Annotated in this window: 24 protein-coding genes; 9 read left to right on the top strand and 15 right to left on the bottom strand. The window is 51.3% G+C overall.

All coding sequences use genetic code 11. The features are described from left to right. Positions 1–29 precede the first annotated feature (29 nt). The 12 genes from ACO0LK_RS21770 to ACO0LK_RS21715 all read right to left on the bottom strand — a co-directional run bounded on the left by ACO0LK_RS21770 (position 30) and on the right by ACO0LK_RS21715 (position 10704). Positions 30–413 (bottom strand): hypothetical protein, encoded by a 384-nt coding sequence (locus ACO0LK_RS21770; RefSeq protein ID WP_422978772.1) that lies wholly within the window; start codon positions 411–413, stop codon positions 30–32. Beyond that, positions 403–948: a GTP-binding protein gene (locus ACO0LK_RS21765; RefSeq protein ID WP_422978770.1), complete on the bottom strand. Its 546-nt coding sequence runs from the start codon at positions 946–948 to the stop codon at positions 403–405. Before ACO0LK_RS21765 ends, ACO0LK_RS21770 begins: the two co-directional genes overlap by 11 nt. Before the next feature lie 2 nt (positions 949–950). Next, entirely contained in the window at positions 951–1610 is a 660-nt protein-coding gene (locus tag ACO0LK_RS21760) for a hypothetical protein (RefSeq protein WP_422978768.1), read from the bottom strand. Between the two features lie 1254 nt (positions 1611–2864). Further along, entirely contained in the window at positions 2865–3401 is a 537-nt protein-coding gene (locus ACO0LK_RS21755) for an alpha/beta fold hydrolase (RefSeq protein WP_422978766.1), read from the bottom strand. Between the two features lie 156 nt (positions 3402–3557). Then, the gene (gene rng, locus ACO0LK_RS21750) at positions 3558–5027 is read right to left on the bottom strand and encodes a ribonuclease G (RefSeq protein ID WP_422978764.1); all 1470 of its coding nucleotides are present in this window, start codon (positions 5025–5027) and stop codon (positions 3558–3560) included. A gap of 23 nt (positions 5028–5050) precedes the next feature. Next, entirely contained in the window at positions 5051–5668 is a 618-nt protein-coding gene (locus ACO0LK_RS21745) for a Maf family protein (protein ID WP_422978762.1), read from the bottom strand. A 33-nt stretch (positions 5669–5701) separates the two neighbouring features. After that, a complete protein-coding gene (gene rlmH, locus ACO0LK_RS21740; RefSeq protein WP_186948620.1) occupies positions 5702–6172 on the bottom strand; it encodes a 23S rRNA (pseudouridine(1915)-N(3))-methyltransferase RlmH in 471 nt (156 codons plus the stop codon). 99 nt (positions 6173–6271) lie between these two features. Continuing rightward, the gene (gene rsfS / locus ACO0LK_RS21735) at positions 6272–7024 is read right to left on the bottom strand and encodes a ribosome silencing factor (protein ID WP_422978760.1); all 753 of its coding nucleotides are present in this window, start codon (positions 7022–7024) and stop codon (positions 6272–6274) included. A 3-nt stretch (positions 7025–7027) separates the two neighbouring features. Next, positions 7028–7702: a nicotinate (nicotinamide) nucleotide adenylyltransferase gene (nadD, locus tag ACO0LK_RS21730; protein WP_422978758.1), complete on the bottom strand. Its 675-nt coding sequence runs from the start codon at positions 7700–7702 to the stop codon at positions 7028–7030. Further along, complete coding sequence (hemF, locus tag ACO0LK_RS21725; protein ID WP_422978756.1) at positions 7693–8592, bottom strand: oxygen-dependent coproporphyrinogen oxidase; 900 nt, start codon at positions 8590–8592, stop codon at positions 7693–7695. Before hemF ends, nadD begins: the two co-directional genes overlap by 10 nt. 110 nt (positions 8593–8702) lie before the next feature. After that, a complete protein-coding gene (purD, locus tag ACO0LK_RS21720; RefSeq protein WP_422978754.1) occupies positions 8703–9977 on the bottom strand; it encodes a phosphoribosylamine--glycine ligase in 1275 nt (424 codons plus the stop codon). A 1-nt stretch (position 9978) separates the two neighbouring features. After that, positions 9979–10704 (bottom strand): YebC/PmpR family DNA-binding transcriptional regulator, encoded by a 726-nt coding sequence (locus ACO0LK_RS21715; RefSeq protein WP_186948625.1) that lies wholly within the window; start codon positions 10702–10704, stop codon positions 9979–9981. Positions 10705–10834: 130 nt separating this feature from the next. On the opposite strand from ACO0LK_RS21715, the gene ACO0LK_RS21710 reads away from it, so the two are divergent. After that, entirely contained in the window at positions 10835–12499 is a 1665-nt protein-coding gene (locus ACO0LK_RS21710; RefSeq protein ID WP_422978752.1) for a helicase HerA-like C-terminal domain-containing protein, read from the top strand. Positions 12500–12563: 64 nt separating this feature from the next. Here ACO0LK_RS21710 and ACO0LK_RS21705 read toward each other — a convergent pair whose 3' ends face one another. After that, positions 12564–12725, bottom strand: coding sequence for a hypothetical protein (locus ACO0LK_RS21705; RefSeq protein ID WP_422978750.1), 162 nt, complete (start codon positions 12723–12725; stop codon positions 12564–12566). A 237-nt stretch (positions 12726–12962) separates the two neighbouring features. Here ACO0LK_RS21705 and ACO0LK_RS21700 point away from each other — a divergent pair, with 237 nt between their 5' ends. The 4 genes from ACO0LK_RS21700 to ACO0LK_RS21685 all read left to right on the top strand — a co-directional run bounded on the left by ACO0LK_RS21700 (position 12963) and on the right by ACO0LK_RS21685 (position 17526). Continuing rightward, positions 12963–13883 carry a DMT family transporter gene (locus ACO0LK_RS21700; protein ID WP_422978748.1) on the top strand — a complete coding sequence of 307 codons (921 nt, stop codon included), beginning with the start codon at positions 12963–12965 and terminating at the stop codon, positions 13881–13883. A 58-nt stretch (positions 13884–13941) separates the two neighbouring features. Further along, a complete protein-coding gene (locus ACO0LK_RS21695; protein WP_422978828.1) occupies positions 13942–14916 on the top strand; it encodes a quinone oxidoreductase family protein in 975 nt (324 codons plus the stop codon). Beyond that, a complete protein-coding gene (locus ACO0LK_RS21690; RefSeq protein ID WP_422978746.1) occupies positions 14916–15071 on the top strand; it encodes a hypothetical protein in 156 nt (51 codons plus the stop codon). Before ACO0LK_RS21695 ends, ACO0LK_RS21690 begins: the two co-directional genes overlap by 1 nt. A 199-nt stretch (positions 15072–15270) precedes the next feature. Then, complete coding sequence (locus ACO0LK_RS21685) at positions 15271–17526, top strand: DUF1631 family protein (protein WP_422978744.1); 2256 nt, start codon at positions 15271–15273, stop codon at positions 17524–17526. A 95-nt stretch (positions 17527–17621) separates the two neighbouring features. Here ACO0LK_RS21685 and ACO0LK_RS21680 read toward each other — a convergent pair whose 3' ends face one another. Next, positions 17622–18257, bottom strand: coding sequence for a DUF4136 domain-containing protein (locus ACO0LK_RS21680; RefSeq protein ID WP_422978742.1), 636 nt, complete (start codon positions 18255–18257; stop codon positions 17622–17624). A 314-nt stretch (positions 18258–18571) separates the two neighbouring features. Between ACO0LK_RS21680 and pepN the strand changes: the two genes are divergently transcribed. From pepN to ribA, 4 genes are all read left to right on the top strand, one after another. Then, complete coding sequence (gene pepN, locus ACO0LK_RS21675) at positions 18572–21250, top strand: aminopeptidase N (RefSeq protein WP_422978740.1); 2679 nt, start codon at positions 18572–18574, stop codon at positions 21248–21250. A 222-nt stretch (positions 21251–21472) separates the two neighbouring features. After that, the gene (locus ACO0LK_RS21670; protein WP_422978738.1) at positions 21473–22474 is read left to right on the top strand and encodes a class 1 fructose-bisphosphatase; all 1002 of its coding nucleotides are present in this window, start codon (positions 21473–21475) and stop codon (positions 22472–22474) included. A 385-nt stretch (positions 22475–22859) separates the two neighbouring features. Beyond that, positions 22860–24737: a dihydroxy-acid dehydratase gene (gene ilvD / locus ACO0LK_RS21665; protein ID WP_422978736.1), complete on the top strand. Its 1878-nt coding sequence runs from the start codon at positions 22860–22862 to the stop codon at positions 24735–24737. Positions 24738–25285: 548 nt separating this feature from the next. Continuing rightward, on the top strand, positions 25286–25918 hold the full coding sequence (gene ribA / locus ACO0LK_RS21660; protein WP_230412292.1) for a GTP cyclohydrolase II: 633 nt from the start codon (positions 25286–25288) through the stop codon (positions 25916–25918). A gap of 34 nt (positions 25919–25952) precedes the next feature. On the opposite strand, the gene ACO0LK_RS21655 is transcribed toward ribA, so the two are convergent. Further along, positions 25953–26795: an HDOD domain-containing protein gene (locus tag ACO0LK_RS21655; protein ID WP_422978734.1), complete on the bottom strand. Its 843-nt coding sequence runs from the start codon at positions 26793–26795 to the stop codon at positions 25953–25955. Between the last annotated feature and the right edge of the window lie 195 nt (positions 26796–26990).

The following is a 26990-nucleotide window of genomic DNA, read 5'->3' as shown; positions in this document are numbered from 1 at the left end:
AATTTTCTGCAAAAAATTTTATTGGTGTGTTAAGTATGTTGCAGGTTACGCGCTGCCTGCTTGGCGAAATACAGCACTTGCCCCACTATCGCATCACGCCCTGCAACCACACTCATGATCAGCGAGCCTTGCTCTCTCTGAATCTGAAATATCAGCAACATCCCGAATTTGGCTTCAATGATCAGGTTTTCACATGACCCAAGATTGCTTTCTTCACCTGCCAGGGCGCCCAGAGAGGCTAGCGAGCTGGACATGGCAGACAGGCGGGTGACGAGTGCGGTACTTTCAACGCGAGAGGCAACCTCAAATCCGTCTTCCGTTGAAATGACAACGGCTTTTACGCCCTTCACCTGGGAATGCACGGAATCAACTGCTTTTTTTGCACTTTCTATCAAACTGTCATCAATCTTCATAAGTATCCATATCCTGTTTCGCCTCTAACTGCAGCATAAGCAACTCCAATAATTCGGCTACATGTCTGGCTTCGCGAACGTCAGTTTGCAAAACGGGACACAATATGCCGCGTGTATTGAGGTGCTCGGAAAATTGTTCAACATCAGGTTCCGGATGTGTGCCCATGTGGCTGATGGCGACAACACAACTGGTTGAGTTAATCAAGTTCTTGAAACCGTTCAGGTACACGTCCAAATCAGCCAACGGATCAGCCTTGCGGTTATCAATCAAGATGATCAGGCCCAGTGCGCCACGTGACAATATGTCCCACATAAAATCAAAACGTGTCTGGCCTGGCGTGCCATATAGCCTGAGCTTGTCGCCGTTACTTAAGGTCATTTCGCCATAGTCGAGCCCGACAGTGGTAGTCAGTTTATTGATTTCCAGGTCTGTATTGAGTACATCCGTATTCAGGGTTGTGACCTCACTCACAGCAGTGATGGCGGTGGTTTTCCCTGCGCCTGCTGGTCCGGTAAATAATATTTTGTAATCCATGGTCACTCGTTCCCCATGATGCGAGAAAGCTTGCTGCGTATCCGGGACAGAACGCCCGGTTGAACATATGCAGGCGCAGCAGATTGATCTGAACTTTCCATTTTTGTTACGATGGATTCTTTTGCCAACAGTCCGGACGTGTACAGATCGAATACAAATGACTTGCAGGTTTCGATGTCCAGACCGGATTTTTTGTTCAGTGTCTCTATTGAAATGGCTTGCCTGGTCATGACGGTAGCCAGGCGAATCCGGTCACGCGTGTTGATCAGGTTGGATGGCGGCCATCGCTTCAGGCGATACGGTTGAGCCAGGTCGGAAAGAGGCATCTGCGGTGCTTTATGCGCATTGGTCTGTCCACCAAGTGCCATGCCGATACGGTTTAATGCAGTCGCAATTTCAACGGAATTCAACGGCAGGGATAAACATTGTTCGTTTCCCGTGTTTGACTCGGTGAGAGTCAGCGTATGTGATACAGGAGCCTCATTTTTTGAAATGGATGCGCCTGTTTCTTCGCCATAAATGATGAGATCAGGTGAAATTTCGCGGTGCAGCCACTGATACTGCAAATTAAAATTCAACACGCGAACATAAGACTTAAAAAGCTCAGCGTCCCTGAATGCAACGCCAAGTATGCTGAAGTAAAATATTTTTCGATTGGGCATGAGTCGGGTTATTCCAGACCTTTTGGCAACAATTTTGGCAGCAAATCACATATGGCTGCATCAGACATTATTGATATGGTTGATTGAAGTTTTCGTGTTTCATATTTCATGTAAGGACTGGAAATATTTCTTCATGCAACACGAAATCTTTTCAATACCAACATATGATTACTGCACAGTACAAGAGCCGTTGGCTAGCAATACGAAGCGATGATCGTATGCGTTGTTTATGACAATGAATCTGATTGCTGAAACTTTACACAAAAACCCCATACTACATTGCAAGTAATTGTCAAAATATTCAATTGAAAAAATGAAGGTCGTTATGGCATTCAAGGGTGGAGATGTAGTAAAGATAATGCAAGTTAGCCCTTTGTGTATGTAACCTGATTTCTGTAATCTGGTGTTTGCTCATTGTTGTAAACCATCATTGGCCCTAGCGAAACTGCGCTGGGCAATCATTGACATAAGTTGTGTTCACAATGCTTCGGGATGCACGATATTTTTTTGTACAATTGCCGATGTTGTCTATGGTCCGAGCTTGTAAGTTGAAAGTTCATCATCTGGATAACTGTGCGGGGTAGCGATGAAACGAGCGTATCATCAAGCCAACCGGTGCATCGATGAAATAATGTGTGTCGTCGATAATGAGAAGTAATACTGTAGGGGCAGGCTTTTATTTCGAGTCGGGCAATTTGCGCAGCCAGGCATCTACCAATGCCGTTGAAGGAAAATCAGTGCTGCCAATTGAGCTGTTGATATCCAGATGACCGCGCAAACCTTTCCCGTTAAAGCCATGGAGTTTTGCTGAAGTTCCGGCTATGCATGAGGGCCGTAGCCCGTGCCTCGGATTGTGCCTTGCCGTCAGCGCGGGCTATATGGATAATCAGAAATGCAGGGGCATTCGGTGTGGCAGCCTGGAATGTCGGAGATAATGCCCGCTGGCGTGCAGGATCGTTTCCAAATGCTTCTAGAACTCATTTCATAAATAGGGGAGAGATGCGTTTGCCTCATAACGTGGGCTGGCAATGGTAAAACTATGGACGAGGCAGTCAATAGCGGGTCTATTGACAACGAATCCAACGCAGTCCAGCACGCGTTATGAGGCAAACCCTTCGGGAACTGACGATTTGGGCGCATTGCAGCGCGAGGTTGTGACACTGCGCTTGCTAAGGCACCAGCCATAGCTGCACAGAGTACAAACCTTAGGCTTTGCACTGCATCTCAAATCGTCTTGTTCGCACTCATCCCTATTTATGAAATGAGTTCTACATAAGTTTTTGCCATGAATGCTCCGCCATCGGCAATTTGGCGCAGCACATCGTAACATGCACCATCCAGAGCTATGACGCCGCGAATGTCCGATAAGGACAGGCCAGCTGCCGCAAGGTATTGCGGATCGGTACCGACTAAAGACACCAGGTGCGCCCCGGCGCTGTGGCCCATCAGGATGATGCGCGACGCATCGATCCCCAGTTTTCCGGTATTAGCCCGTACCCAGGCGACTGCTGCGGATACATCTGCCGCCTGCTGTTCTACGCTTGCAGTCGGGACCAGGCGATAATTGATCGAGGCAAAGGCATAGCCTTCGTTGATCAAATGATTGACTTTTTGCATGCCGGTGGCATTGGTTTTGTCGCCGCGTTTCCATCCACCACCATGGACAAACAGTATGAGCGGTGCAGGCTTGGTCACAGTCGCTCGCCAAAAGTCGAGCTTTTGCAAGGGAGCATAGTCATACGCATATTCGATTCGCCCAGCGACAGGCGGCGTAGACGCGGGCGCTGTCATTTCGGCTTGCGGCACATCCTGTAATCGTGCTGCAAAGCCTGGTGCAGATGCGGGTAACAATGTGAGTAGCAGGCTATATGCAATCAGCTTTTGAGTAATTCCACTATCATCGCCACTCCCATGTCAACTACCTGCGCAAGTGATGAGCAGGAATTTTCACATCAGAATAATATCGTACTGCTCCTGATGAAACACGTTTTCCACCTGCAATGAGATCGGCTTGCCGATGAAGTCACCGAGCATGGCCAAATGTTGTGATTCTTCTTCGAGAAACATGTCGACCACTACCTGTGAAGCCATGATACGGAATTCACGCGGGTTGAATTGTTTGGCTTCGCGCAGCAGCTCGCGCAGGATTTCATAGCAGATGGTGCGGGCGGTCTTGACCTGGCCTTTGCCGTTGCAGGCAGGGCAAGGTTCACACAGCACGTGGGCCAGTGATTCACGCGTACGTTTGCGGGTGACTTCGACCAGGCCCAGGGCAGAAAAGCCGGAGACGGACAGCTTGGTGCGGTCGCGTGACAGGGCTTTGTTGAGTTCTGACAGGACGGCGGCCTTGTGTTCTTCATTCTCCATATCGATGATATCTAGAATGATGATGCCACCCAGATTACGCAGGCGTAACTGGCGGGCGATGGCGTGGGCGGCTTCCAGATTGGTTTTGAAGATGGTGTCATCGAAATTGCGACCAGCAACAAAGCTGCCGGTGTTGACGTCGATGGTGGTCATGGCTTCGGTCTGATCAACGATCAGGTAACCGCCTGATTTCAGGTCCACGCGACGGCCCAGGGCTCTTTCGATTTCTTCTTCTACACCATGCAGATCGAATAGCGGGCGTTCGCCGATATAGTGCTGCAATTTGCCCAGTACCGATGGCATGTAGCGCGTCGCAAATTCTTGCAGCATGATGTAATTTTCACGCGAATCGACTTGTATGCTGCTGGTTTCTTCATTGACGAAATCACGCAAGACGCGTTGTGCCAGGTTCAGATCCTGGTAGAGCAAAGTAGTTGGCGGTTGGGTCTTGGCCAGTTGCAGTATGGTGGACCAGGTGCGGCGCAGGTAATCGACGTCGGCTTTCAGGTCCTCATCCGAGGCATCTTCTGCCATGGTGCGGACGATGAAGCCACCTTTCTCGTCATTTTGCTGCAGGCTTTGCACTTTGGCGCGCAAGGCTTCGCGTTCGGCTTCGTTTTCTATCTTTTGCGAAATACCGATATGCGAGTCTTGCGGCAGATACACCAACATGCGGCCAGCAATCGAGATTTGTGTGGAAAGTCGTGCACCCTTGGTGCCTATCGGGTCTTTGACAACTTGCACGGTCACCGACTGGCCGTCGAACAATAATTTTTCTATCGGTGTCAGCGGTGAATTGCTGCCATTGCCATCTTGCGGACGGGCATCCCAGATATCGGCAACATGTAAAAAGGCAGCGCGTTCCAGGCCGATATCAATGAAGGCTGACTGCATGCCGGGCAAAACGCGCACGACTTTGCCCAGGTAAATATTGCCGACCAGACCGCGTGACAAGGTACGTTCTATATGGAGTTCCTGTACTGCGCCCTGAAACATCAGGGCAACCCTGGTTTCTTGCGGAGTGATATTGATGAGGAGATTTTCGCTCATGGACTTCTCAAAAACTTTATCTGTTAGGGAATAATGATGCCGGCCTGACGCAATAACTGACAGGTTTCAAACAAGGGTAATCCCATGATGCCAGAATAACTGCCTTTGATGTGCGAAATAAAGCGTGCAGCCGCTCCTTGTATGCCATAGCCGCCAGCTTTGTCATACGGTTCATTGCTGCGACAGTAGGCCATGATCTGCTGTTGATCCAGTTTGGCGAAACTGACTTCCGAACATTGCGTGACGGCGGCACTGCCCTGGGCTGAATGGACAGCGACGCTGGTCAGTACCAGATGAGTTTGTCCAGACAGCATTTCCAGCATGTGGACTGCTTCTTCCAGATCGGCAGGTTTCCCCAGAATTTGCTGGCCCAGCACCACGGTCGTATCTGCTGCCAGCACTGGTCGCGCCAGCATTTTGCGCAAATGCATGGCTTCCCATGCCTTGTCGGCTTTTTCTTTGGTGACACGGCTAACATAGGCCTCGGGTGCTTCGCCGGGCAAGACGATTTCGGTCACGTCGGGTCCGCGTGGCGGTGCATCGCGCAAGAGCAGCAGGTCGAATTCTATGCCGACCTGGTGCAGCAGTTCACGGCGTCGTGGACTTTTGGATGCGAGGTAGATTTTATTTTCGCGGAGCATAGGTATGTATATGGTTGTCCTGGCGTATCTTGATCACACCCTGTGGTATGGATGGTTTTGGGTAATCGACCAGGCGCGATACAGTTGTTCTGCCAGCAGTACCCTGACCATGCCATGTGGCAGGGTCAGGCTGGAGATGCGTATCAGGGTATCGGCCCTGGCCTTGAATTCTGCATCCAGCCCATCAGCACCGCCAATGACAAACACGACATCGCGGCCATCCTGCTGCCATTGTGTCAGGTTTTGTGAGAGGGCGACGCTGGTCCAGTCCTTGCCGCGTTCATCGAGGGCGACTATGCGGGCATTTTTGGGAATGACGGCTTCGATTTTTGTGCGTTCCAGTGCCATCACGGTTTCAGCTGTTTTGCTGCCAGAACGTTCTACCGGTTTGATTTCTTTGAGCAGCACACGGCATTCCGGCGGCATACGTTTGGCGTATTCCTGAAAGGCGGTTTCTATCCAGGCCGGCATTTTGTGGCCGACGGCGGCGATGATCAATTGCATGTTTATGTCTGTTTGCTGCAAATAACAGCTTGAAAAAACGGGCTTGCTTAAACAAATGGCTGCACCAGGGCAGCCATTTGAAATGGGTCTTCAACAGAATTATTCCTCTGTTTTTTTACGGGCTGTTGCGCGTTTGGCTGGCGCAGCTGCTGCCGCTCCGCGTTTTTCCGCAGCCTGTTTGGCTGAAGCCACGGCTGTTTTGGTAGAGGCTACCTTGACGCGGCCACCAGTTGGTATTTTGGCTGGCTTGGTTGGTTTGGCTGTGCCATCGGCAGCTTTGCGGGCAGCCGGTTTGCGCGCCGGTTTGGCTTCTGCTTCGCCTGTAGTTTTGCTGACGCGTGGCTTGCGGGCTGGTTTCTTTTCATCATCCAGCGTGGTCTGGATGGCCATCATGTCATGCGTGACTTCCAGTGGAGCTGCCTTGCCTGCTGTTTTGCGTGGCGCACGCTTTGGCTTGTCGCTGGCTTCATCTGCATCAGGTGCATCGACTTTTTTCGCTGTGATACGCTTGGCCGCACCGAATTTCACAGGCTTGTCGCCCCACAGCTCTTCCAGACGGTAGTAAGCGCGGATGGCGGGTTGCATGATATGGACGACGATATCGCCCAGATCGACCAGTACCCATTCGCCAGTCGCTTCACCTTCCATGCTGACGATGGTGCCACCGTTTTCCTTGACTTTATCGCGTACCGAAGCCGCCAAAGCCTTGGTTTGACGGTTGGACGTACCTGATGCGATACAAACACGGTCAAACAGGCTGGTCAGGTGGGTGGTTTCGTATAATTCTATGTCTTGTGCCTTGACGTCTTCCAGAGCGTCAATGACCAAAGCTTGCAGTTTTTTAATATCCATATTTTATTGGTAGATAGTTTGTTGTTGTAAGTAGTCTAGCACCTTGTGCGGGACTAGCAATCTTGTTGTCGGGTTATGCTGTTTTAATTCTGTACGTAGTTGGGTAGCAGATACATCTTGCGCCAGGTTTCTTTCGAGATAAGTGCCACCTGCTGGCCGCGAGCGCATTTCCAGGGCGCTGATGGCATTTTTCTTCCAGATGTCAGCAATGTCGGGGCTGCTGATATCCAGGCTGAAACCCGGTCGTGAAGCAGCGCAAAGATGCGCTACATCAAGCAAGGCTTGCCAATTGTGCCAGGTATGCAAATTTTGCAACTGATCTGCACCCATGGCAAACACCAATGATGCCTGTTCGCCAACTTCCGTACGTAGCTGGTGCAAGGTATCGATGGTGAAATTACTTTTACCCTGTTCTGACCGGATGATTTCCTGCTGGTCTATCCTGACAGGGCAGAGTTGCCAGTCTTCAAAAGCCAGCTCCAGCATGGTCAGCCTTTGTTTCGTTGTCGCCTGAAATGCATTCTTTTGCCATTGCTGACCAACGGGAATGACGCGTAATTCATCCGGTTTCAATACCGTTGCCAGGCTATGCGCAAGGGCGATATGGCCCAGATGGACAGGGTCAAAGCTGCCACCCAGTACCAGGACGCAAGGTTTCGCGGCAGTTTCTATACCCATTCCCTGTGTGCCAGAAAGTCGGTTGCCAGTGCTGCTTCCGGGCTGCTCGCTTCCGGTTTCCAGTCATAACGCCATTTGACGATAGGGGGCATGGACATTAGTATGGATTCTGTCCTGCCGCCGGATTGCAGACCGAAATGCGTACCACGGTCAAATACCAGGTTGAATTCTACATAACGGCCGCGACGATAAGCCTGGAAATCACGCTCACGTTCGCCATATGCGAGGTCTTTGCGTCTTTCCAGTATCGGGCGATAGGCAGGAATAAAGGCATCGCCCACGCTACGCATCATGGCAAAACTGCCGGCAAAATCAACTTCATTGAAATCATCAAAGAAGATACCGCCTACGCCACGGGCTTCCTTGCGGTGTTTCAGGTAAAAATACTCGTCACACCATTTTTTGAAGCGGGCGTGCAAATCTGTGCCAAAAGGCTGGACCGCCATTTTACAGGTTTGGTGGAAATGCACCGCATCTTCAGTGAAACCGTAATAAGGTGTCAAATCCATACCGCCGCCAAACCACCAGACATCTTCATGCCCTTCGGCATGGGTGGTGAAAAAACGCACATTCATGTGTACGGTAGGGGCATAGGGGTTGCGTGGATGCAAGACCAGCGATACACCCATGGCTTCCCACTGGCGACCAGCCAGTTCAGGGCGGCTGGCAGCGGCGGACGGTGGCAGGTTTTTACCCATGACATGGGAAAAATTCACACCGCCACGTTCAAATACCTTGCCTTCTTCTATCACGCGCGAGATACCGCCACCACCTTCAGGGCGTTCCCAGCTATCTGTGATAAAAGTATGGCCGTCAACTTCTTCCAGAGCCGCGACTATACCAGCCTGCAGGCCCAAGAAGTAATTTTTAACCGCGAGTGTATCTGTCATTCTGCTATCTACTCTAAAAAACGCAAGGGGCTGGACCCTGGACTGTGCCCAACCCGCTTTAAAAGATCTATTGCGCGCTATGTTGTTCTGACAATGCTGCTGATCAGGAGTTAATGTTTGCGATTCAGCGCACGCCAGCCTATATCGTGGCGATACTGCATGCCATCGAAATGGATTTTTTCAACCGTATCATAGGCGTGTTTCTGTGCCTGCTTGACCGTATCACCCAGGCCAACCACGCATAAAACCCTGCCACCACTCGCACTCAAGGTTTTTTCATTCAATGTAGTGCCGGCATGGAAGGTCACGGTTTCAGCTGTTTCTGCCGGTATACCGGTAATCCTGTCACCCTTGCGCGGGCTGTCCGGGTAACCTGCGGCTGCCATGACGATGCCCATGGCCGTGCGCCTGTCCCATTCCAGCTCTACGGTATCAAGTGTGCCATTCACGGCATGTTCCATGACATGCAGCAGATCGGTTTTCAGGCGCGCCATGATGGGCTGGGTTTCAGGGTCGCCCATGCGGCAATTGAATTCCAGCGTCTTTGGGTTACCCTGGTCATCGATCATCAGGCCGGCATACAAAAAGCCGGTGAACACGATACCGTCCTTGGCCATGCCCTGTACCGTAGGCACGATGATTTCGCGCATGACGCGTGCATGCAATTGCGGTGTGACGATAGGGGCAGGGGAGTAAGCACCCATGCCGCCCGTGTTAGGGCCTTCGTCATTGTCCAGCAAACGCTTGTGATCCTGGCTGGTGGCGAGTGGCAGAATATTTTTGCCATCCACCATGACGATGAAGCTGGCTTCTTCACCAGCCAAAAATTCTTCAATCACCACGCGTGCACCCGCATCGCCCAGCTTATTGTCAGACAACATCATGTCAACGGCAGCATGTGCTTCTTCCAGCGTCATGGCCACGACCACACCCTTGCCGGCGGCGAGGCCATCAGCCTTGATGACAATAGGTGCGCCTTTGGCATTGATATAGTCATGCGCCGGTGCCAGATCGGAAAAGGTCTGGTATTCAGCCGTGGGGATGGCATGCCTGTGCATGAAGGCCTTGGCGAAATCCTTGGAGCTTTCGAGTTGTGCCGCTTCTTTGGTCGGGCCAAAGATTTTCAGGCCACGATCACGGAAAATATTCACGATACCGGCTGCCAGCGGGACTTCAGGTCCGACCACGGTAATGCCGATATTCTCTTGTTCGGCAAAATCTGCCAGTGCAGCCGGATCGGTAACGTTGATATTTTTCAGGCGTACGTCAGCAGCTGTACCGCCATTGCCGGGCGCTACAAAAATGGTTTGTACACGTTCAGATTGCGCGAGTTTCCAGGCGAGTGCATGTTCACGGCCACCAGAGCCGACAACGAGTAATTTCATCTTAATCTTCTATGATGGCGTTGGTGAATACTTCTTGTACGTCGTCGAGGTTTTCCAGTGCATCCAGCAATTTTTGCATTTTGATGCCTTCCTCACCGGCAAATACGGTCTCAGTATTTGGTTTCATGACCACTTCTGCGACTTCTGCCTTGAAACCTGCTTTTTCCAGGCTGGCACGCAGGTCAGACAGGCTGAATGGTGCACACAGCACTTCTATGCCGCCTTCTTCGTCGGTGACGACATCGTCAGCACCAGCTTCCAAAGCAGCTTCCATCAGTGCATCTTCATTCGTGCCTGGGGCAAAGAACATCTGGCCACAATGCTGGAACAAAAAGGCAACCGAACCCTCGGTACCCATATTGCCACCGTATTTGTTGAAGGCATGGCGTACTTCGGCCACGGTACGGACACGGTTATCAGTCATGCAGTCAACCACGATGGCTGCGCCGCCTATGCCATAACCTTCATAACGAACTTCTTCGTAATTTGCACCTTCCAGCGTGCCAGCGCCGCGTTGTATCGCGCGCGTGACGTTTTCCTTGGGCATATTGGCGTCAGCAGCCTTATCTACTGCCAGACGCAGGCGCGGATTAGAGTCGACATCCTCACCACCCATGCGCGCTGCAACCGTGATTTCCTTGATCAGACGTGTCCAGATCTTGCCGCGTTTGGCGTCGGTTGCGGCTTTTTTATGCTTGATATTGGCCCATTTACTATGTCCTGCCATGATCGCTCTTTCCTGAATTGACAATAGCTCACCCTGAGGGCGGCAATTTTGCCTGGCTTGGTTTTATAATGAAGACCAGTATTTTACCATAGTGGTACAGACCGAATTCCCCAAATCACCCCTCAAAACTATGTCAAAACCATTGTTGATCGCTAAAAATTCCGAAATCGACCTGAATTTACTGTCAGACTGGGCCAACCGGCATGGCTGTATCACCGGAGCAACCGGTACCGGCAAGACTGTCACACTACAGGCCATGGCACAGGCATTTTCCGATATCGGGGTACCGGTATTCATGGCTGATGTCAAAGGTGATTTATCCGGCATGGCCAAGGCTGGCACTGCCAGCAGCAAGATACAGCAAAGGCTACAGGCGCTGCAATTGGATGAACCCAAATGGCAGGCTTGTCCTGTGACTTTTTGGGACGTATTTGGCAAACAGGGCCATCCGGTGCGGGCTACCGTGTCGGACCTGGGGCCCTTGCTGCTGGGACGCATGCTCAATCTGAACGATACCCAGGAAGGGGTCTTGCAACTGGCCTTCAAGATCGCCGACGATCACGGCCTGTTGCTGCTCGATACCAAGGATTTGCGTGCCATGCTGCAATACCTGGCCGAGAATGCTTCCGCATTCCAGACTGAATACGGCAATATCTCTGCCGCCAGCGTGGGGGCCATCCAGCGTTCCTTGCTGACTATTTCTGAGCAGGGAGGCGAGCAATTCTTTGGCGAACCCATGCTGAACCTGGATGACATGATGCAGACCGACGGCGATGGCCGTGGTTACGTCAATATCCTCGCTGCCGATCAATTGCTGCAGTCGCCGCGTCTGTATTCGACTTTTTTGCTGTGGATGTTGTCCGAACTGTATGAACATCTGCCGGAAGTCGGTGATGTCGATCAGCCGAAAATGGTATTTTTCTTCGATGAAGCCCATTTGCTGTTCGATGAAGCCCCCAAGGTTTTATTGCAAAAGATAGAGCAGGTGGTGCGCCTGATACGCTCCAAGGGTGTCGGCGTATATTTCGTGACGCAAAATCCGCTGGATATTCCGGATACCGTGCTGGGCCAGCTTGGTAATCGTGTGCAGCATGCCTTGCGTGCCTATACCCCACGTGACCAGAAAGCAGTGCAGGCTGCGGCAGAGACTTTCCGTCCCAATCCAAAACTGGATACGGCAGCGGTGATTGCTGAGCTGGGTGTGGGCGAAGCCCTGGTGTCCTTCCTGGATGATAAAGGCCGGCCCAACATCGTGGAACGCGCCCTGATCGTGCCGCCATCTTCGCAGATAGGTACGATTACTGCCGATGAACGTCAGCAAGTCATGCAGACCTCCATCGTCGCTGGTGTGTATGAAAAACATATAGACCGCGAATCTGCCTATGAAAAACTGACAGGCCGGGTGGCTGCACGTGCTGCGACAAATGGAACAGCGGCTGGAACTGCTGTTGATAGGGATGAAAGTCTGCAACCTGGCAGCAGTGAAGAACCCGCAGCGGCAGATGCCAATGGCTGGGGCAATGCGCCATCAGCACCTGCACGACCCACAGGTGGCGCAGGTGGCACCGGGCGGGTAGCTCAACCTGCGCAACCTGCACAAACTACACAGCAACAGGAAGGTGGTGGTTTTGGTGATACCTTGAAAAGCGTATTCGGCAATCTGCTTGGCGGTGGTGGCTTGCGACGCAAGGACAACGTGGTGGAAACCATGATCAAGTCCACGGTCAGAACCATGGGATCCCAGGTAGGACGTGAAATCATCCGGGGCGTGCTGGGGTCCATCCTGAAGAAATAAGAACTGGCAAGAGGGCTCATGCCTCAGCTATCAGCCCTCAGCCCTCAACATTGCTATGCAAGTTTCAGCCTTGCTGACCTGAGGCCAGACGCTTGAAAATGCTGTTCAAATCCGCAACCTGCTGTTTCAGGGCGACAGGCTTCTGGCGCAACTGTGGTGTTTCAGTTTGCGCGCGCTTAGGGCGGAGTACGGGTTGATCCGCATATTGCAATCTCGGTGTGTACATTTGATATTCCTTGACAGTGCTGTTATCCATAAATCAAGTGTAATGAAATTTGCATCTTTCAATGGTTACGCAAAGTCAAATGGACAGCTAAATCAGAGGAGGCTTGTAAAAGATTGTGAGTTCTTTTCCATGTGGAAATTTATATTCCTCTGATTGTTTCCAGAGTGAGAGAATGATGCGTGGCAGTAATGATTTTTTGCTGCTACCAATGTGTCGCAAGGTTTAAACAAATTATTTATGCATCCCAATAACAATACCGCTTTACTCGCAAGACGTTCCTACCTGACCGGTCTTGCAATCGCCCTGGTTGGTGCCATCCTTTTTTCTACCAAAGCCATCGTGGCCAAGCTGATATATCGCTACAACGTGGACGCCGTCACCCTGATCTTTTTTCGTATGGCATTTTCCCTGCCGATTTTTGCCGGCATTGCCCTGTGGCAGATGCATAAGGCAGGTAGCCTGAGCCCAAAAGACCGCCTGAGTCTGGTAGTTCTGGGGCTGATTGGTTATTACCTGTCATCTTTCCTTGATTTCCTGGGTTTGCAATACATCACGGCCGGGCTGGAAAGGCTGATCCTGTTTCTTACGCCTTCTTTTGTGTTGCTGATATCCGCGTTCTTTTTGAAAAGGGCCGTCAGCAGCTTGGAATGGACTGCCCTGGTGGTTTCCTATATGGGCATCGTGCTGGTGTTTTTCCATGATTTGAAGTTTGGTGGCAGTAATGTCTTGCTGGGCTCGGTACTGGTGCTGGGGGCAGCGGTGTCCTATGCCCTGTATCTGATACAGTCTGGCCAACTGGTACAGCGGCTGGGGTCCTTGCGCCTGGTGTCTTATGCAATGTGCGTCTCCAGTGCCGCCTGCATAAGCCAGTTTTTTGTCTTGCGGCCGGCGTCCATGCTGGTGCAACCACTTGCCGTATATTCCTTGTCAGTGGTGAATGCCATATTTTGCACGGTGTTGCCGGTTTTTATGACCATGATCGCCGTAAAAAAGATTGGTGCGGCGACAGCATCGCAGGCTGGCATGATAGGACCGGTATCGACCTTGTTTTTAGGTGCCTATTTTCTCGATGAGCCCATCACGGCCTGGCAAATGGCAGGTACAGTGCTGGTCATGGGGGGAATGTATTTGCTGTCGGCAAAGAAAACCTCAGGTTAAACTTGGGCAGCAACATCGTTTGCTAACGGCTTCAACCAGCAGGAGACAAAAAATGGTAATGGTAAAAGCAGTCAGGATGCAGCAAACCGGTGGTCCGGAAGTCATGGAATATGTCGATGTGGAGCTGGGGCAACCTGGCGCCGGTGAGGTTTTGGTGCGACATAAGGCTTGTGGCCTGAATTTCATCGATGTGTACTTTCGCACCGGACTCTACCCGCAGCCCCTGCCAGCCGGATTGGGCATGGAAGGTGCAGGCATAGTCGAAGCGGTAGGGCCGGATGTTACCTATGTGCGTGTTGGTGACCGTGTTGCCTATGCTGGCAGGCCATGCGGTGCTTATGCCGAGGCGCGCATCATGCCAGCCGACAACCTGGTACGCCTGCCTGACAGCATAACTTTTGAAACAGCCGCAGCGATGATGTTGCAGGGACTGACTGTGCAATACTTGTTTCATCGTACCTTTCCTTTACAGGGCGGTGAAACCATACTGTTTCACGCCGCAGCCGGTGGTGTAGGTCTGATCGCCAGCCAGTGGGCACGGGCAATCGGGGTGACCATGATAGGTACCGTGGGTTCTGATGAGAAGGCAGAGTTGGCAAAAGCACATGGTTGCACCCACGTTATCAACTACAACAAAGAAAATTTTGTACAGCGCGTTCGTGAAATTACGGATGGAAAAGGAGTCCCTGTCGTTTATGATTCCATCGGCAAGGACACTTTCATCAATTCACTTGATTGCCTGGCACCGTTGGGCATGATGGTCAGTTTTGGCAATGCGTCTGGGCCAGTGCCGGCTTTCAACCTGAGCGAACTGGCTTCGCGTGGCTCGCTGTTTATTACTCGCCCTAGTTTGATGAGCTATACCGCGAAGCGCGATGACCTTGAGCAAATGGCGGCGCAGTTGTTTTCCATGGTGGAAAGCGGCAAAATTAAAATAGATATTCACCAGCGCTATACCCTGAGCGAGGTTGCCCAGGCGCATCGTGATCTGGAAGCGCGAAAAACAACAGGTTCTACCATATTAATTCCATGATGCAAGATAATATGACACAAACGACACCACAAAAAAGCGCAGATGAACAGAAAAATGATGGTCCCAAATTTGGACGCCTGCTGGTTGTTCTGATTTTTGCCGTGATGCTGATCGTTGTTATTACGCTGGCTTCAGAGGCTTACTATACTAATTAAAACAATCAGACGAGCCGGGTTACACAAGAGCTTGGCTGGTTTTTTTGTTGTTCGTTTCTTCGTTGCTTTTTGTCATTTTTTGTCTATGCAGACAATTCAGGCCGTGAACAGTGTACATTTGGTGGTGCGTGGCGCAAGTGCCTGGTGCGCCATGTCACCGCAGTTTTATCAACCATTCTGATTACAATAAAAACTAGCAATGGACACCCTTCCACTGAATACCGCTAAAACCAGCGAATTTTCCAGCTCCAGTCGTTTGCTGATCTTACAAAGCTTGGTGCCGATAGCGACCAATCTGGTGTCTTCACAACTGGAAGCATTTGCCGGTCGCCTGACCGAAGCCTTGTTCAAGTTGTCTGATCAGACGGTCAGGCCCGAAGAGGTCGCCATCAGTTTCCAGGCGTATCAGCAGTTGAAACGCAATGGCACCACTTTTTACCGCCTGGTGGCGGGACAGATCAATGCTGCGCTGGCCAAGGAAGTGAGCGTGGTGAATACCCGCAAGCGTGCCAGAACCGATGAAGGAAAGCAGGATTTTTCGCTGGTCAGTTTCGAAGAGATGGAGAGCAAGGTACTCAGCCGTAACCTTAGCCAGGCGCTGGAAGTGAATAATGCCGAGCAACTGGTGGCCTTAAATGTACGTATAGGACATGTCTTGCGCAGAACCCCTATCAGCGTGTCGCAAAACCCGTTTCGTCCTGAGCTGTTTGTCAAGGCTGTCCATCAAGCCTGGATGGAACTGGAACCTGATCCGGAAACCCATCACCTGATTTTGCGCTTATTGCAGCCGGAATTATTTTTTCAGTTGGGTGCGATTTACAGGGAATTGAACCAGGCATTGATAGAACGTGGCATTCTTCCGGATATCAATGACGGGTATAAGAACAAACAAAAGAAAAACATGCTTTCGCCTACAGAAGATATTAGCGACCGCGATCCTTATCTTGAAAATAAACTAAGAAATATTTTCTCTGGTAACTCTACGCCTGCTTCTTTCAGTAATACTGTTGGCGGTGGCGGTGGCGGTGGCGGTGGCGGTGGCGGTGGCGGTGGCGGTGCGGACGGCATACCTTACGCCGGCGGCCAGCAGGGCGGCAGTGGCGGAGCTGGTGGCAGCAGTGGTGGAGGTTTTGCCGGTGATGGCAATGTCGGCGGTGGTGGCATGCACGCACCCGATATGGTAACCATTGACCGTCAGTTTTTTGACTACCTGACTAGCGTACAAAGGAATTTCTCGGTCAGCCCCATGCCCATGGATACGGCACATTTGCGGCAATTGTCGCAGCAGCCGAATGCCGAAAGCCTGACCCACATCGATCAAAGTACCATCGAATTGCTGGCACGGATCTTTGATTATGTGTTCAATGATTCCAGTATTCCGGCAGATATCAAGGGCCTTATCGGCCAGTTGCAGATACCCACGCTCAAAGTGGCGTTGCTGGACAAGGATTTCTTTTTCAAAGAGAACCATCCAGCCAGGGTACTGATTGATACGCTGGCAAAATCCAGTGTCTTGCTCAATAGTGATACGACAGCAGAAGACCCCCTCTATCAAATGATAGAAGGCATCGTCGAACGCGTGCAGCAGGATTTCGATCAGCAGATAGAATTGTTTTCAGATGTTGTCGCCGATCTGGAAGCCTTTCTGAAGGAAGAAGAGCAGCAAACTGAAGTTGCCATCAGTGAACCGGTGGCAGTCGCCCTGAAGCAGGAGAAAATGCGGCTGGCGCGCGAGTTTGCTGAAAACGATGTCGCCATCCGGGTAGAAACAGGTGAAGTTGCTGGCTTTCTGGAAGTGTTTTTGAAAGAGCAGTGGATACGTATTCTGACCATTTCCCATAACGTCAAGGAAGAAAAACCCAACGCCCTGGAAAATGCCCTGCGGACGATGGATGACCTGATCTGGAGTCTGAAACCGAAAAACAGCGCGGAAGAACGCAAGGAACTGGTCAGTAAATTGCCGGCCATGCTGTCGCTGTTGAATGCCTGGCTGAATGCGATCAAATGGGATGAGCCGGAACGCGTCATATTCTTTTCCAAACTGGCAGAACGGCATGCAGCGATTGCCCGTGCGCCACTGGAATTTTCACCGCGCCGCCAACTGGAAATTGCCGTCAATATTGCGCAAAGAGCGAGTGAACGACGACTCAACCGTCATGTGCAGGATCAGATAGAGCAACCGGTCGATGAATGGGCGCGCGTCATAGAAACCATGGAGCGCGGCATCTGGGTTGATTTTACCCGGCAGAATGGTGTGACCACCCGTTTCAAGCTGGCCTGGGTCAGCCCCAAACGTACCCGTTATATCTTCACCAACCGTCAGGGACATGATGCGTTCTCTGTATCGAGCGAAGAATTGATTACCCAGTTCCGGGAAGGCAATGCGATACAGATCGTTGCCGAATCGGTAGTGGACCGTGCCCTGGTGGAAGCACTGAGAGACCCGCCAGCCTGATTGAGTAGTGTAACGCCGCTACAATGCCTTACAAAAATGCCCCTGGATTGCATCAATCCAGGGGCATTTTCTATAGGCTATAGTGAAGAGATTTACTATTTACCCATCTTTATTTCAACTGCGGTAGTGCTGCCATTTTTACCTGGAAAGTCTTTCAGCGCGCTGTCCATCATCCAGGGCATGAATGTCGATATTTCCGGATCGGTCTGCTCTGAACTGACCTTGATGTCTGCCAGCTTTTTGGCCGGATTGATTTCGTCTATATGTATTTCCAGTTGATGCAGATAGCTGGCACGCAGGCTGAAATCGGTCCAGTAGCGTGGATAGCCGCCCCAACCCCAGTAAGGGTAAGGATAGCCCAGGCGATAGCGATAAATCCCGCGGCTGAAATGCATGTTCCAGAATGGGTCATAAATCGCAGGATGCCATAACGGCGAGTACTGGATTTCCCTTAGTGTGGTGCCGTATTTCATCCCTACCTTCATAGCAGGCGTTGCACCGGCGCTGATTTCAGTGAAGCCCAGAACCTGCAGGCGACTGCGCAGCAAGTCTTCATATAATTTGTGTTCGGGATTATTTTCCTGGCCTGGCGAACGTTCAAAGATATACGATTTATTGGTCGCTGCTGCCGGCCATTCATGGAATACGCTGACCTGGCTGCTGAAGGTGGTTGCACAGCCACTCAGTAAAACACTACAGACCACAGCAAATAGCATGGCGATCTTTTTCATGTTGCTACTCCTTGATAATTCAGTTTCTGTTTCATCACTTCATGATATGCATCATTGCGCAAACATGTTGCGATTTCTGTAACGTGTTGTAACGACTTTGTGAGCATCGGTAAAAATTGGTGATATTCCCAGTTTTTTATAAAATAGGTAGCAGGTCTCAGCAAAAAATCCACAATCTGACCAAATTTTCTGCTTTATTACAAAGTAATTATGACTGCTTTTGTGCCTGCTCACACGCGGCTTGGTAAAATGGCAGTCTTCGCAGGGTTCACAAGACTTTGCCATTCCATTTATTTTCGCGAGATATTCAATCCATGCGCAACGATACTGCCAGCACACCACAGACTATTTTTCGTAAAGACTACGTTGCCCCAGGCTTTTGGGTGGATACGGTAGAGATGGGTTTTGACCTTGATCTGCAAGCTACACACGTAGCAACACGCATGACCATGCGACGCAACCATGACAGTAAAGAGAAAGACCTAGTACTGTTCGGTGAATCCCTGAAATTGCTGCAACTGCGCATGAACGGCGTCAACCTGAAGAAAAGCGCTTACAAGATAGAAGGCGAAACCCTGCGCATTGCCAATGCACCGGATGAAGTCACGCTGGAAATTGAAACCCTGATCAACCCGCAAAAAAACACCTCGCTGTCCGGTCTGTATGCATCGAATGGTAACTTCATCACCCAGTGCGAGGCAGAAGGCTTCCGCAAGATCACCTGGTTTCCGGATCGTCCCGATGTCATGGCGAAATACACCGTCATGTTGCGTGCCGACAAGAAAAAATTCCCTGTCCTGTTGAGTAACGGTAACCTGATTGCAGAAGGTGATCTGGGCGATGGCCGTCATTTCGCCAAGTGGGAAGACCCGTTCAAAAAACCTTCCTATCTGTTTGCCCTGGTGGCGGGCAAGCTGGTCTGTCAGGAAGAAAATTACAAGCTCAAATCCGGCCGCAAAGCCTTGCTGCAAGTCTGGGTGGAAGAAGGCAATCTGGACAAGACCCAGCATGCCATGGATTCCCTGAAAAATAGCATACGCTGGGATGAACAGCGTTTTGGCCTGGAGCTGGATCTCGATCGTTTCATGATCGTTGCCACTGGCGACTTCAATATGGGCGCGATGGAAAACAAGGGCTTGAATATCTTCAATACCAAGTTCGTGCTGGCCAATCCATCCATCGCCACTGACGTTGATTACGCAGGCATAGAATCTGTGGTTGGCCATGAATATTTCCACAACTGGACCGGCAACCGTGTTACTTGCCGCGACTGGTTCCAGCTGTCGCTGAAAGAAGGACTGACAGTTTTCCGTGACCAGGAATTTTCTGCCGATCTGGTTGGTACCGCCACCGGTCGCGCCGTCAAACGTATCGAAGATGTGCGCCTGCTGCGCCAGGTACAATTCTCGGAAGATGCCGGTCCTATGGCCCATCCGGTACGCCCTGATTCTTTTGTTGAAATCAATAATTTCTACACCGTTACGATCTACGAAAAAGGTTCTGAAGTCGTGCGTATGTATTACACCTTGCTGGGCCACGATGGCTTCCGCAAGGGTATGGATCTGTATTTCGAGCGGCATGATGGACAGGCTGTTGAATGCGATGACTTCCGTGCAGCCATGGCTGATTCCAGCGGTCGTGACCTGACCCAGTTTGAACGCTGGTATAGCCAGGCCGGTACCCCGCGCGTCAAGGTAGAAACGACCTATGATGCAGAGGCGCAGACCTATGACATCAAACTCAGCCAGTCTTGCCCTGCCACACCAGGACAAGTGAAAAAGTTGCCTTTCCATATCCCGGTAGTGATGGGTTTGCTGGGTGCTGATGGCAAGGACATGGCCTTGCATTGCGATGGTTACGAAGCCCACGCAGGCGCAAGCAGTCTGGTGCTGGAACTGACAGAAGAAAGCCAGACCTTCCGCTTCAGCAAAATCAGCAACAAGCCTGTGCCTTCACTGCTGCGCAATTTCTCTGCACCTGTGGTGCTGGAGATTGATTACAGCGATGAAGAACTGGGCCTTTTGCTGGCCAATGACAGCGACCCGTTCAACCGCTGGGAAGCTGGCCAGCGCCTGGCGACACGCCGTCTGGTCAAACTGACGACAGCAGTACAACAGGGTGAAGAACTGACGCTCGACAGCATGTTCATAGAAGCCCTGCGTGCCACGCTGAAGGATGCCAGCCTCGACCCGGCATTCCGCGAACTGGTGCTGACTTTGCCTTCCGAGGCAATGATTGCAGAAGAATTCAAGGTTGTTGATCCGCAGGCTATTCATACTGCCCGCCAGTTTGCCCGTGCTACCCTGACCGAACATCTGCGTGCCGATTTCCTGAGTGCCTATGAAGGCCACCTGACACCGGGCAAATATAGCCCGGATGCACAATCCATGGCCAGACGCGGTTTGAAAAACCTGTCCCTGTCGTATTTGCTTGAATGGTCGGATGATTCCACCTTTGACCTGGCGAAAACCCAGTTCGATGAAGCTGAAAATATGACAGATCGCCTGGCAGCACTGACTGCGCTGACTAACTTCAGTGGCAAGGACAAGCATGCCAAAGCAGCCGCCAAAGCCCTGAACCAGTTCTACAAAGATTTCAAGAAAGAAGCACTGGTCATCGACAAATGGTTCATGTTGCAGGCCACTGCGCGTACTACTGATGTCGCCAAAGTGCGTGAACTGATGAAGCACCCAGCCTTCACCTTGAACAACCCTAACCGCGCACGCAGTCTGACTTTTGCCTTCTGCAATGCCAATCCGGCACGCTTTCATGCTGCTGACGGCAGTGGTTATGCCTTGTGGGCAGAACTGGTAATTGCGCTCAACAAACTTAATCCGCAAGTGGCAGCCCGTCTGGCCCGCAGCATGGACCGCTGGAAGAAATATCCAAAGAATTTGCAAACCCATATGAAGGCCGCCTTGCAAAAAGTGGCTGACACCAAGAAACTGTCGAAAGATGTGCTGGAAGTAGTCAGCAAGGCCCTGGCTTCCTGAAAACCTGTTTTCGATCTTACTGCGCGAGCGCAATCGGAGTCTGCGCGGGGCTCATGCGCTGCTCAAAATGCTCATGTACTACAGTACATTCCGCTTTTTGCGCGGCTCTATTTGTTGCCACTGAGCCCGCTGACGCACGCTCGCTACAGATCGTAAACAGGTTTTGAACGACTTATTGAACAAACTATTGACAAGAATTACTGAAAAAATCGAGAGAACAACATGAAACGTGTAAGCCTGACCCAGTACCTGGTCGAAGAGCAGCGCCTGAATAATTCGATACCGGCAGAATTGCGCCTGCTGATCGAAGTGGTGGCGCGTGCCTGCAAAACCATCAGCCATGCAGTAGGCAAAGGCGCATTAGGCGAAGTGCTGGGTACCGCCGGTAGCGAAAACATTCAGGGCGAAGTGCAAAAGAAGCTCGACATCCTGTCGAATGAGATTTTGCTGGAAGCGAATGAATGGGGGGGGCATCTGGCCGCCATGGCATCGGAAGAAATGGAAAGCATCCATCCGATACCTAACCGCTACCCCCAGGGCGAATACATGCTGCTGTTTGATCCACTCGATGGCTCCAGCAATATTGACGTCAATGTCTCCATCGGTACCATCTTCTCGGTATTAAAAGCACCGGAAGGCATGGGTAAACCAACTGAGCAAGACTTCCTGCAACCAGGCAGCAAGCAGGTCGCCGCCGGTTATGCCGTGTATGGCCCGCAAACAGTCCTGGTACTGACCACGGGTAATGGCGTGAACTGCTTTACCCTCGACCGCGAAATGGGGTCCTGGGTACTGACACAACGCAATATGCAGATCCCGGAAGATACCAAGGAATTTGCCATCAATGCTTCCAACACCCGTCACTGGTATCCACCCGTCACGCGTTATGTCGATGAAATGCTGGCCGGCAGCACCGGGCCACGCGGCAAAGACTTCAATATGCGCTGGATCGCCTCCATGGTGGCCGACGTACACCGCATCCTCAATCGTGGCGGTGTCTTTATGTACCCGGCAGACAAGCGTGAACCGGACAAGGCAGGCAAACTGCGCCTGATGTACGAAGCCAACCCCATGTCCTTCATCGTCGAACAGGCTGGCGGCGCATCCACTGACGGCAAGCAACGCATGCTGGATATCCAGCCAGAAAAGCTGCATCAGCGTGTGGCTGTGTTTTTGGGTTCAAAAAATGAAGTGGAAAGAGTGACGCAATACCATCAGGAATGATGGAGTCATTAACCTGAAAAACGCGAAGTGTTAGAGCTTCGCGTTTTTTTACGTTCAGCGCATTTTTGAGTGAAGACCTCTCAACACAGAGGAGGGAAAGACTTCTTGCAAGAAGTCTTCGTTGCGCAGGCGTGCGGCATACCACACGAATTCCCTGCTACACCACTGAGACACAGAGGAAACACAGAGAAAATCAAAACCTTGAAAAGCACTCAGGTTTTCTCCTGCCTTTCTCTGTGTCTCTGTGGTGAGCTTTTTGGTCTTGAAAAATTAATTAATACTTTTTTCGACCTAATTATCAATAAATTCAATATTTGACATATCACTCCCTGCAAGGCAATCTCTCATATACTATTTTTTATTGTTCAACCTCTGGAGTCGCATCATGCCCGTTTACCGTTCCCGTACCACCACCCATGGCCGCAATATGGCCGGTGCCCGTGCCCTGTGGCGTGCGACTGGCATGAAAGATGGTGATTTCGATAAGCCTATCGTTGCTGTCGTCAATTCCTTTACCCAGTTCGTGCCTGGTCATGTGCATTTGAAAGACCTGGGGCAGATGGTGGCACGCGAGATTGAAGCGGCTGGTGGTGTGGCAAAAGAATTCAATACCATTGCCGTGGATGACGGTATCGCCATGGGTCATGGCGGCATGCTGTATTCGCTGCCTTCACGCGAATTGATTGCTGATTCGGTTGAGTACATGGTCAATGCCCACTGTGCTGATGCGATGGTGTGTATCTCCAACTGCGACAAGATTACCCCCGGCATGTTGATGGCTGCCATGCGTCTGAATATCCCCGTCGTGTTTGTATCCGGTGGCCCGATGGAAGCGGGTAAGGTGCTGGAGACTTTGCATCCCAAGCAGACTGGCGAACAAAGGATAATGAAGATTGATCTGGTCGATGCCATGATCAAGGCGGGTGACAGCAAGGTATCGGATGAAGAAATTGGACGTATAGAACGTTCTGCTTGCCCAACCTGTGGTTCCTGTTCCGGTATGTTCACGGCAAACTCCATGAACTGTCTGACCGAAGCACTGGGCCTGTCCTTGCCAGGCAATGGCACAATTTTGGCGACGCATGCTGACCGCAAGGAATTATTCCTGCGCGCTGGTCGTCTGGTGGTCGAACTGGCCAAGCGCCATTATGAGCAGGATGATTATTCCATCCTGCCACGTTCGATTGCCAACAAGGCGACCTTTGAAAACGCCATGGCGCTGGATGTGTCCATGGGTGGCTCTACCAATACCGTTTTGCATTTGCTGGCTGCGGCACATGAGGCTGGCGTTGATTTCAAGATGGCTGATATCGACCGCATCTCGCGCAAAGTACCCTGTCTGTGCAAGGTCGCACCGATGACCGATAAATACCATATCGAAGACGTGCATCGCGCTGGTGGCATTATCTCTATCCTGGGTGAGCTGGCACGCGCCGGTTTGCTGGATACCACACGCCCGACCGTGCATAGTCCGACCATGGCAGACGCGATTGCGCAAAACGATATCGCCGTGACTGACAATGCCGCGATACGCAAACTGTTCAGCGCTGCGCCGGGTGGCGTGCCTACCCAGACTGCATTCTCACAAGACAAACGTTTTGACAGCCTCGATACTGACCGCGAAGCTGGCTGCATACGCGACAGGGCACATGCCTATTCGCAGGATGGTGGCCTGGCGGTCCTGTATGGCAATCTGGCGGAAAAAGGCTGTATCGTCAAAACCGCAGGTGTCGATGAAAGCATCCTGAAATTCACCGGCAAAGCCCGTGTATTTGAAAGCCAGGATTCTGCTGTCGAAGCCATCCTTGGTGATACCGTACATGAAGGTGATGTCGTCATCATCCGTTATGAAGGCCCCAAAGGCGGCCCCGGCATGCAGGAAATGCTGTATCCGACTTCGTACATCAAATCCAAGGGCCTGGGCAAAGCCTGCGCGCTGTTCACTGATGGTCGTTTCTCGGGCGGTTCTTCCGGTCTGGTCATCGGCCATGCTTCACCCGAAGCAGCAGAAGGCGGGACGATTGGTCTGGTAGAAGAGGGTGATATCATAGAAATCGATATTCCCGCCCGTACTATCAACCTGAAAGTCAGCGACAGCGATCTGGCTCAGCGCAGGACAGCAATGGAAGCACGTGGCCCGCAAGCCTGGCAGCCGGTAGACCGTGAGCGTTATGTCTCGCAAGCCTTGCAGGCGTATGCAGCCCTGGCAACATCGGCTGATCGTGGCGCAGTCAGGGACATTACCCAGTTGCAGCGTAAATAAAGCCTCGTTCGGGCAAATTTGTTCGCTGGTTGACATCGCAGGGCATTGGTATATACCGATGCCCTTTTTTAATTGTAGAAATCCTCTAAGCTGGTAGAACTCATTTCATAAATAGGGATGAGTGCGAGCAAGGCGATTCGGGATGCAGTGCAAGGCGTGACGCGCAGCTAAGGCTGGTGCCTAAGCAAGCGGCGCAACGCTGCAATGCGCCCGAATCGCTAGCTCCCGGAGGGTTTGCCTCATAACGCGTGCTGGACTGCGTTGGACTCGTTGTCAATAGACCCGCTATTGACTGCCTCGTCCGCCTTGCCAGCCCACGTTATGAGGCAAACGCATCTCACCCCTATTTATGAAATGAGTTCTCGCTACTTGCTTTCTGGCACGCTGACCATACATACTGACCAGAGTTGGTAAATAATACGATCGTTCACCGCAAAAAGTAGGAAATGCGCGCCTCGTTTATACTCTGGTCTGAGCCGTCAGGTTTTTTGATGCCGGTCATAACAGAATACCAAGCAATATTCATAAAAAGAATCCGCGAGAATTGTATGTTAAGCAATGACCAGCCTGTCGATCTGAAGGAACAGGCACTGGAATACGTTACCTCCTGTAATCTGCCCATGAGCTGGGCGACATTTCGTATGCATGCCTTTGTTGAAACAGCAACAGGCAAGGAACATATTGCCCTGACCCTGGGTGACGTGGCCGACGGCCAGCCTGTGCTGGCACGCATCCATTCCGAATGTCTGACTGGTGATGCTTTGTTCAGCCAGCGTTGTGACTGCGGCCCGCAACTGGAACTTGCCCTGCAAAAGATCGCTAATGAAGGCCGCGGTGTCTTGTTATATCTGCGCCAGGAAGGACGTGGCATTGGCCTGGTGAATAAAGTGCGTGCCTATCGCTTGCAGGATGAAGGTGCAGATACCGTAGAAGCCAATCAAAGGCTGGGTTTCGCGGCTGATTTGCGTGACTATAGTCTGTGTGACCCCATGCTCAAGCATCTAGGTATCAACTCAGTCAAACTGATGACCAATAACCCACGCAAGATCGCTGCGATGGAAGGCATGAAGATCACGGTGAAAGAACATGTGCCGCTGATCATCAAGCGCAATCCTTTTAATGAGCGTTACCTGGCCACCAAGGCCACCAAGCTCGGGCATCTGATACAACCAGAGCTGTAAGACATTCTGCCGCCAGCCAGTTCGCCTGCAAGATTCATACTTCCACCATGTCTTGCAGTTTCTCAAATTCGGTGGTGGCTTCATTCAAGACTTCATCCAGCGAAGCCTGATCCAGTCCCAGGCTTTCCCATGACTGCCCGGTGATTTCTGGCGGCGCCAGATCGGGTGTGGTCGTTACCCTCAGTGCATGGGCGATGCCATCAGCCACATGGATGATGGTTGCCAGAAAACCCAGTCCGGGTTTTTCTGGCTGATGATGGCCAGAAATGGCCTTGATCATCATTTCCGAAAAATTCCACTGTATCGCCAGCGCTTCGCCTATCGCGGCATGGTCGATGTCGATTAAACTTTTTTCAGTTTCGTATTGTGTTTCCGGATGCTCTTGCCTATGGGCCAGCACCGCTTCATATGCCTCTGTGTACGACGTCGCCAGTACCAGCGCGCCTATGTCGTGCAGCAGACCGGCGGTGAAGGCAACGTCAGTATTAAAGTTCAGGCGCCTTGCCAGGATCTTGGCGACAATCGCAACTGCATTTGAGTGACGCCAAAATTCCTTATGGCTGAAACCACGACAATTATTTTCCGGAAAACAGCCAGACAGGGCGGCGGTCATCACTATCTGTTTTACCGTACTCAGTCCCAGTAGTGAAATTGCCTGCTGCACCGTGGTGACCTTGATCATGGTCGAGTAATAAGCCGAATTGGCATAACGCAGAGTCTTGGCCGTCAGTGCGATATCCAGGCTGACCTTTTGCGCCAGTTCATGCATATCCAGTTCGTCGTTATCCATGCTGTTCAGCAATTCCATCACTATTGCTGGTAAAGTTGGCAAATCTTTAACGCCGTCGATAATCTGTGCAAGTGAGATGGAGTTCATACGGGTTTTCCTGCAATGCTGATCCCCATAGATTGCCAGAAATTTGGCAATTGAACATGCATTTTTCTTATGTGTACCAATTTACTACGCAAGATGCTATGAAATTGAGTAATTCAAAGAATGTGCAGCAACTCGCATTTTTGTGTCAGGATACAAGATAAGTTGCCAAAAAGAATAGGTGTAAAACCATGCTGA

This window comes from Undibacterium sp. Ji49W, from assembly GCF_049340205.1.
Classification (GTDB): domain Bacteria; phylum Pseudomonadota; class Gammaproteobacteria; order Burkholderiales; family Burkholderiaceae_D; genus Undibacterium.
Note: the sequence above shows the minus strand (reverse complement) of the source record. Positions and strands in the feature narration are given on the sequence as shown.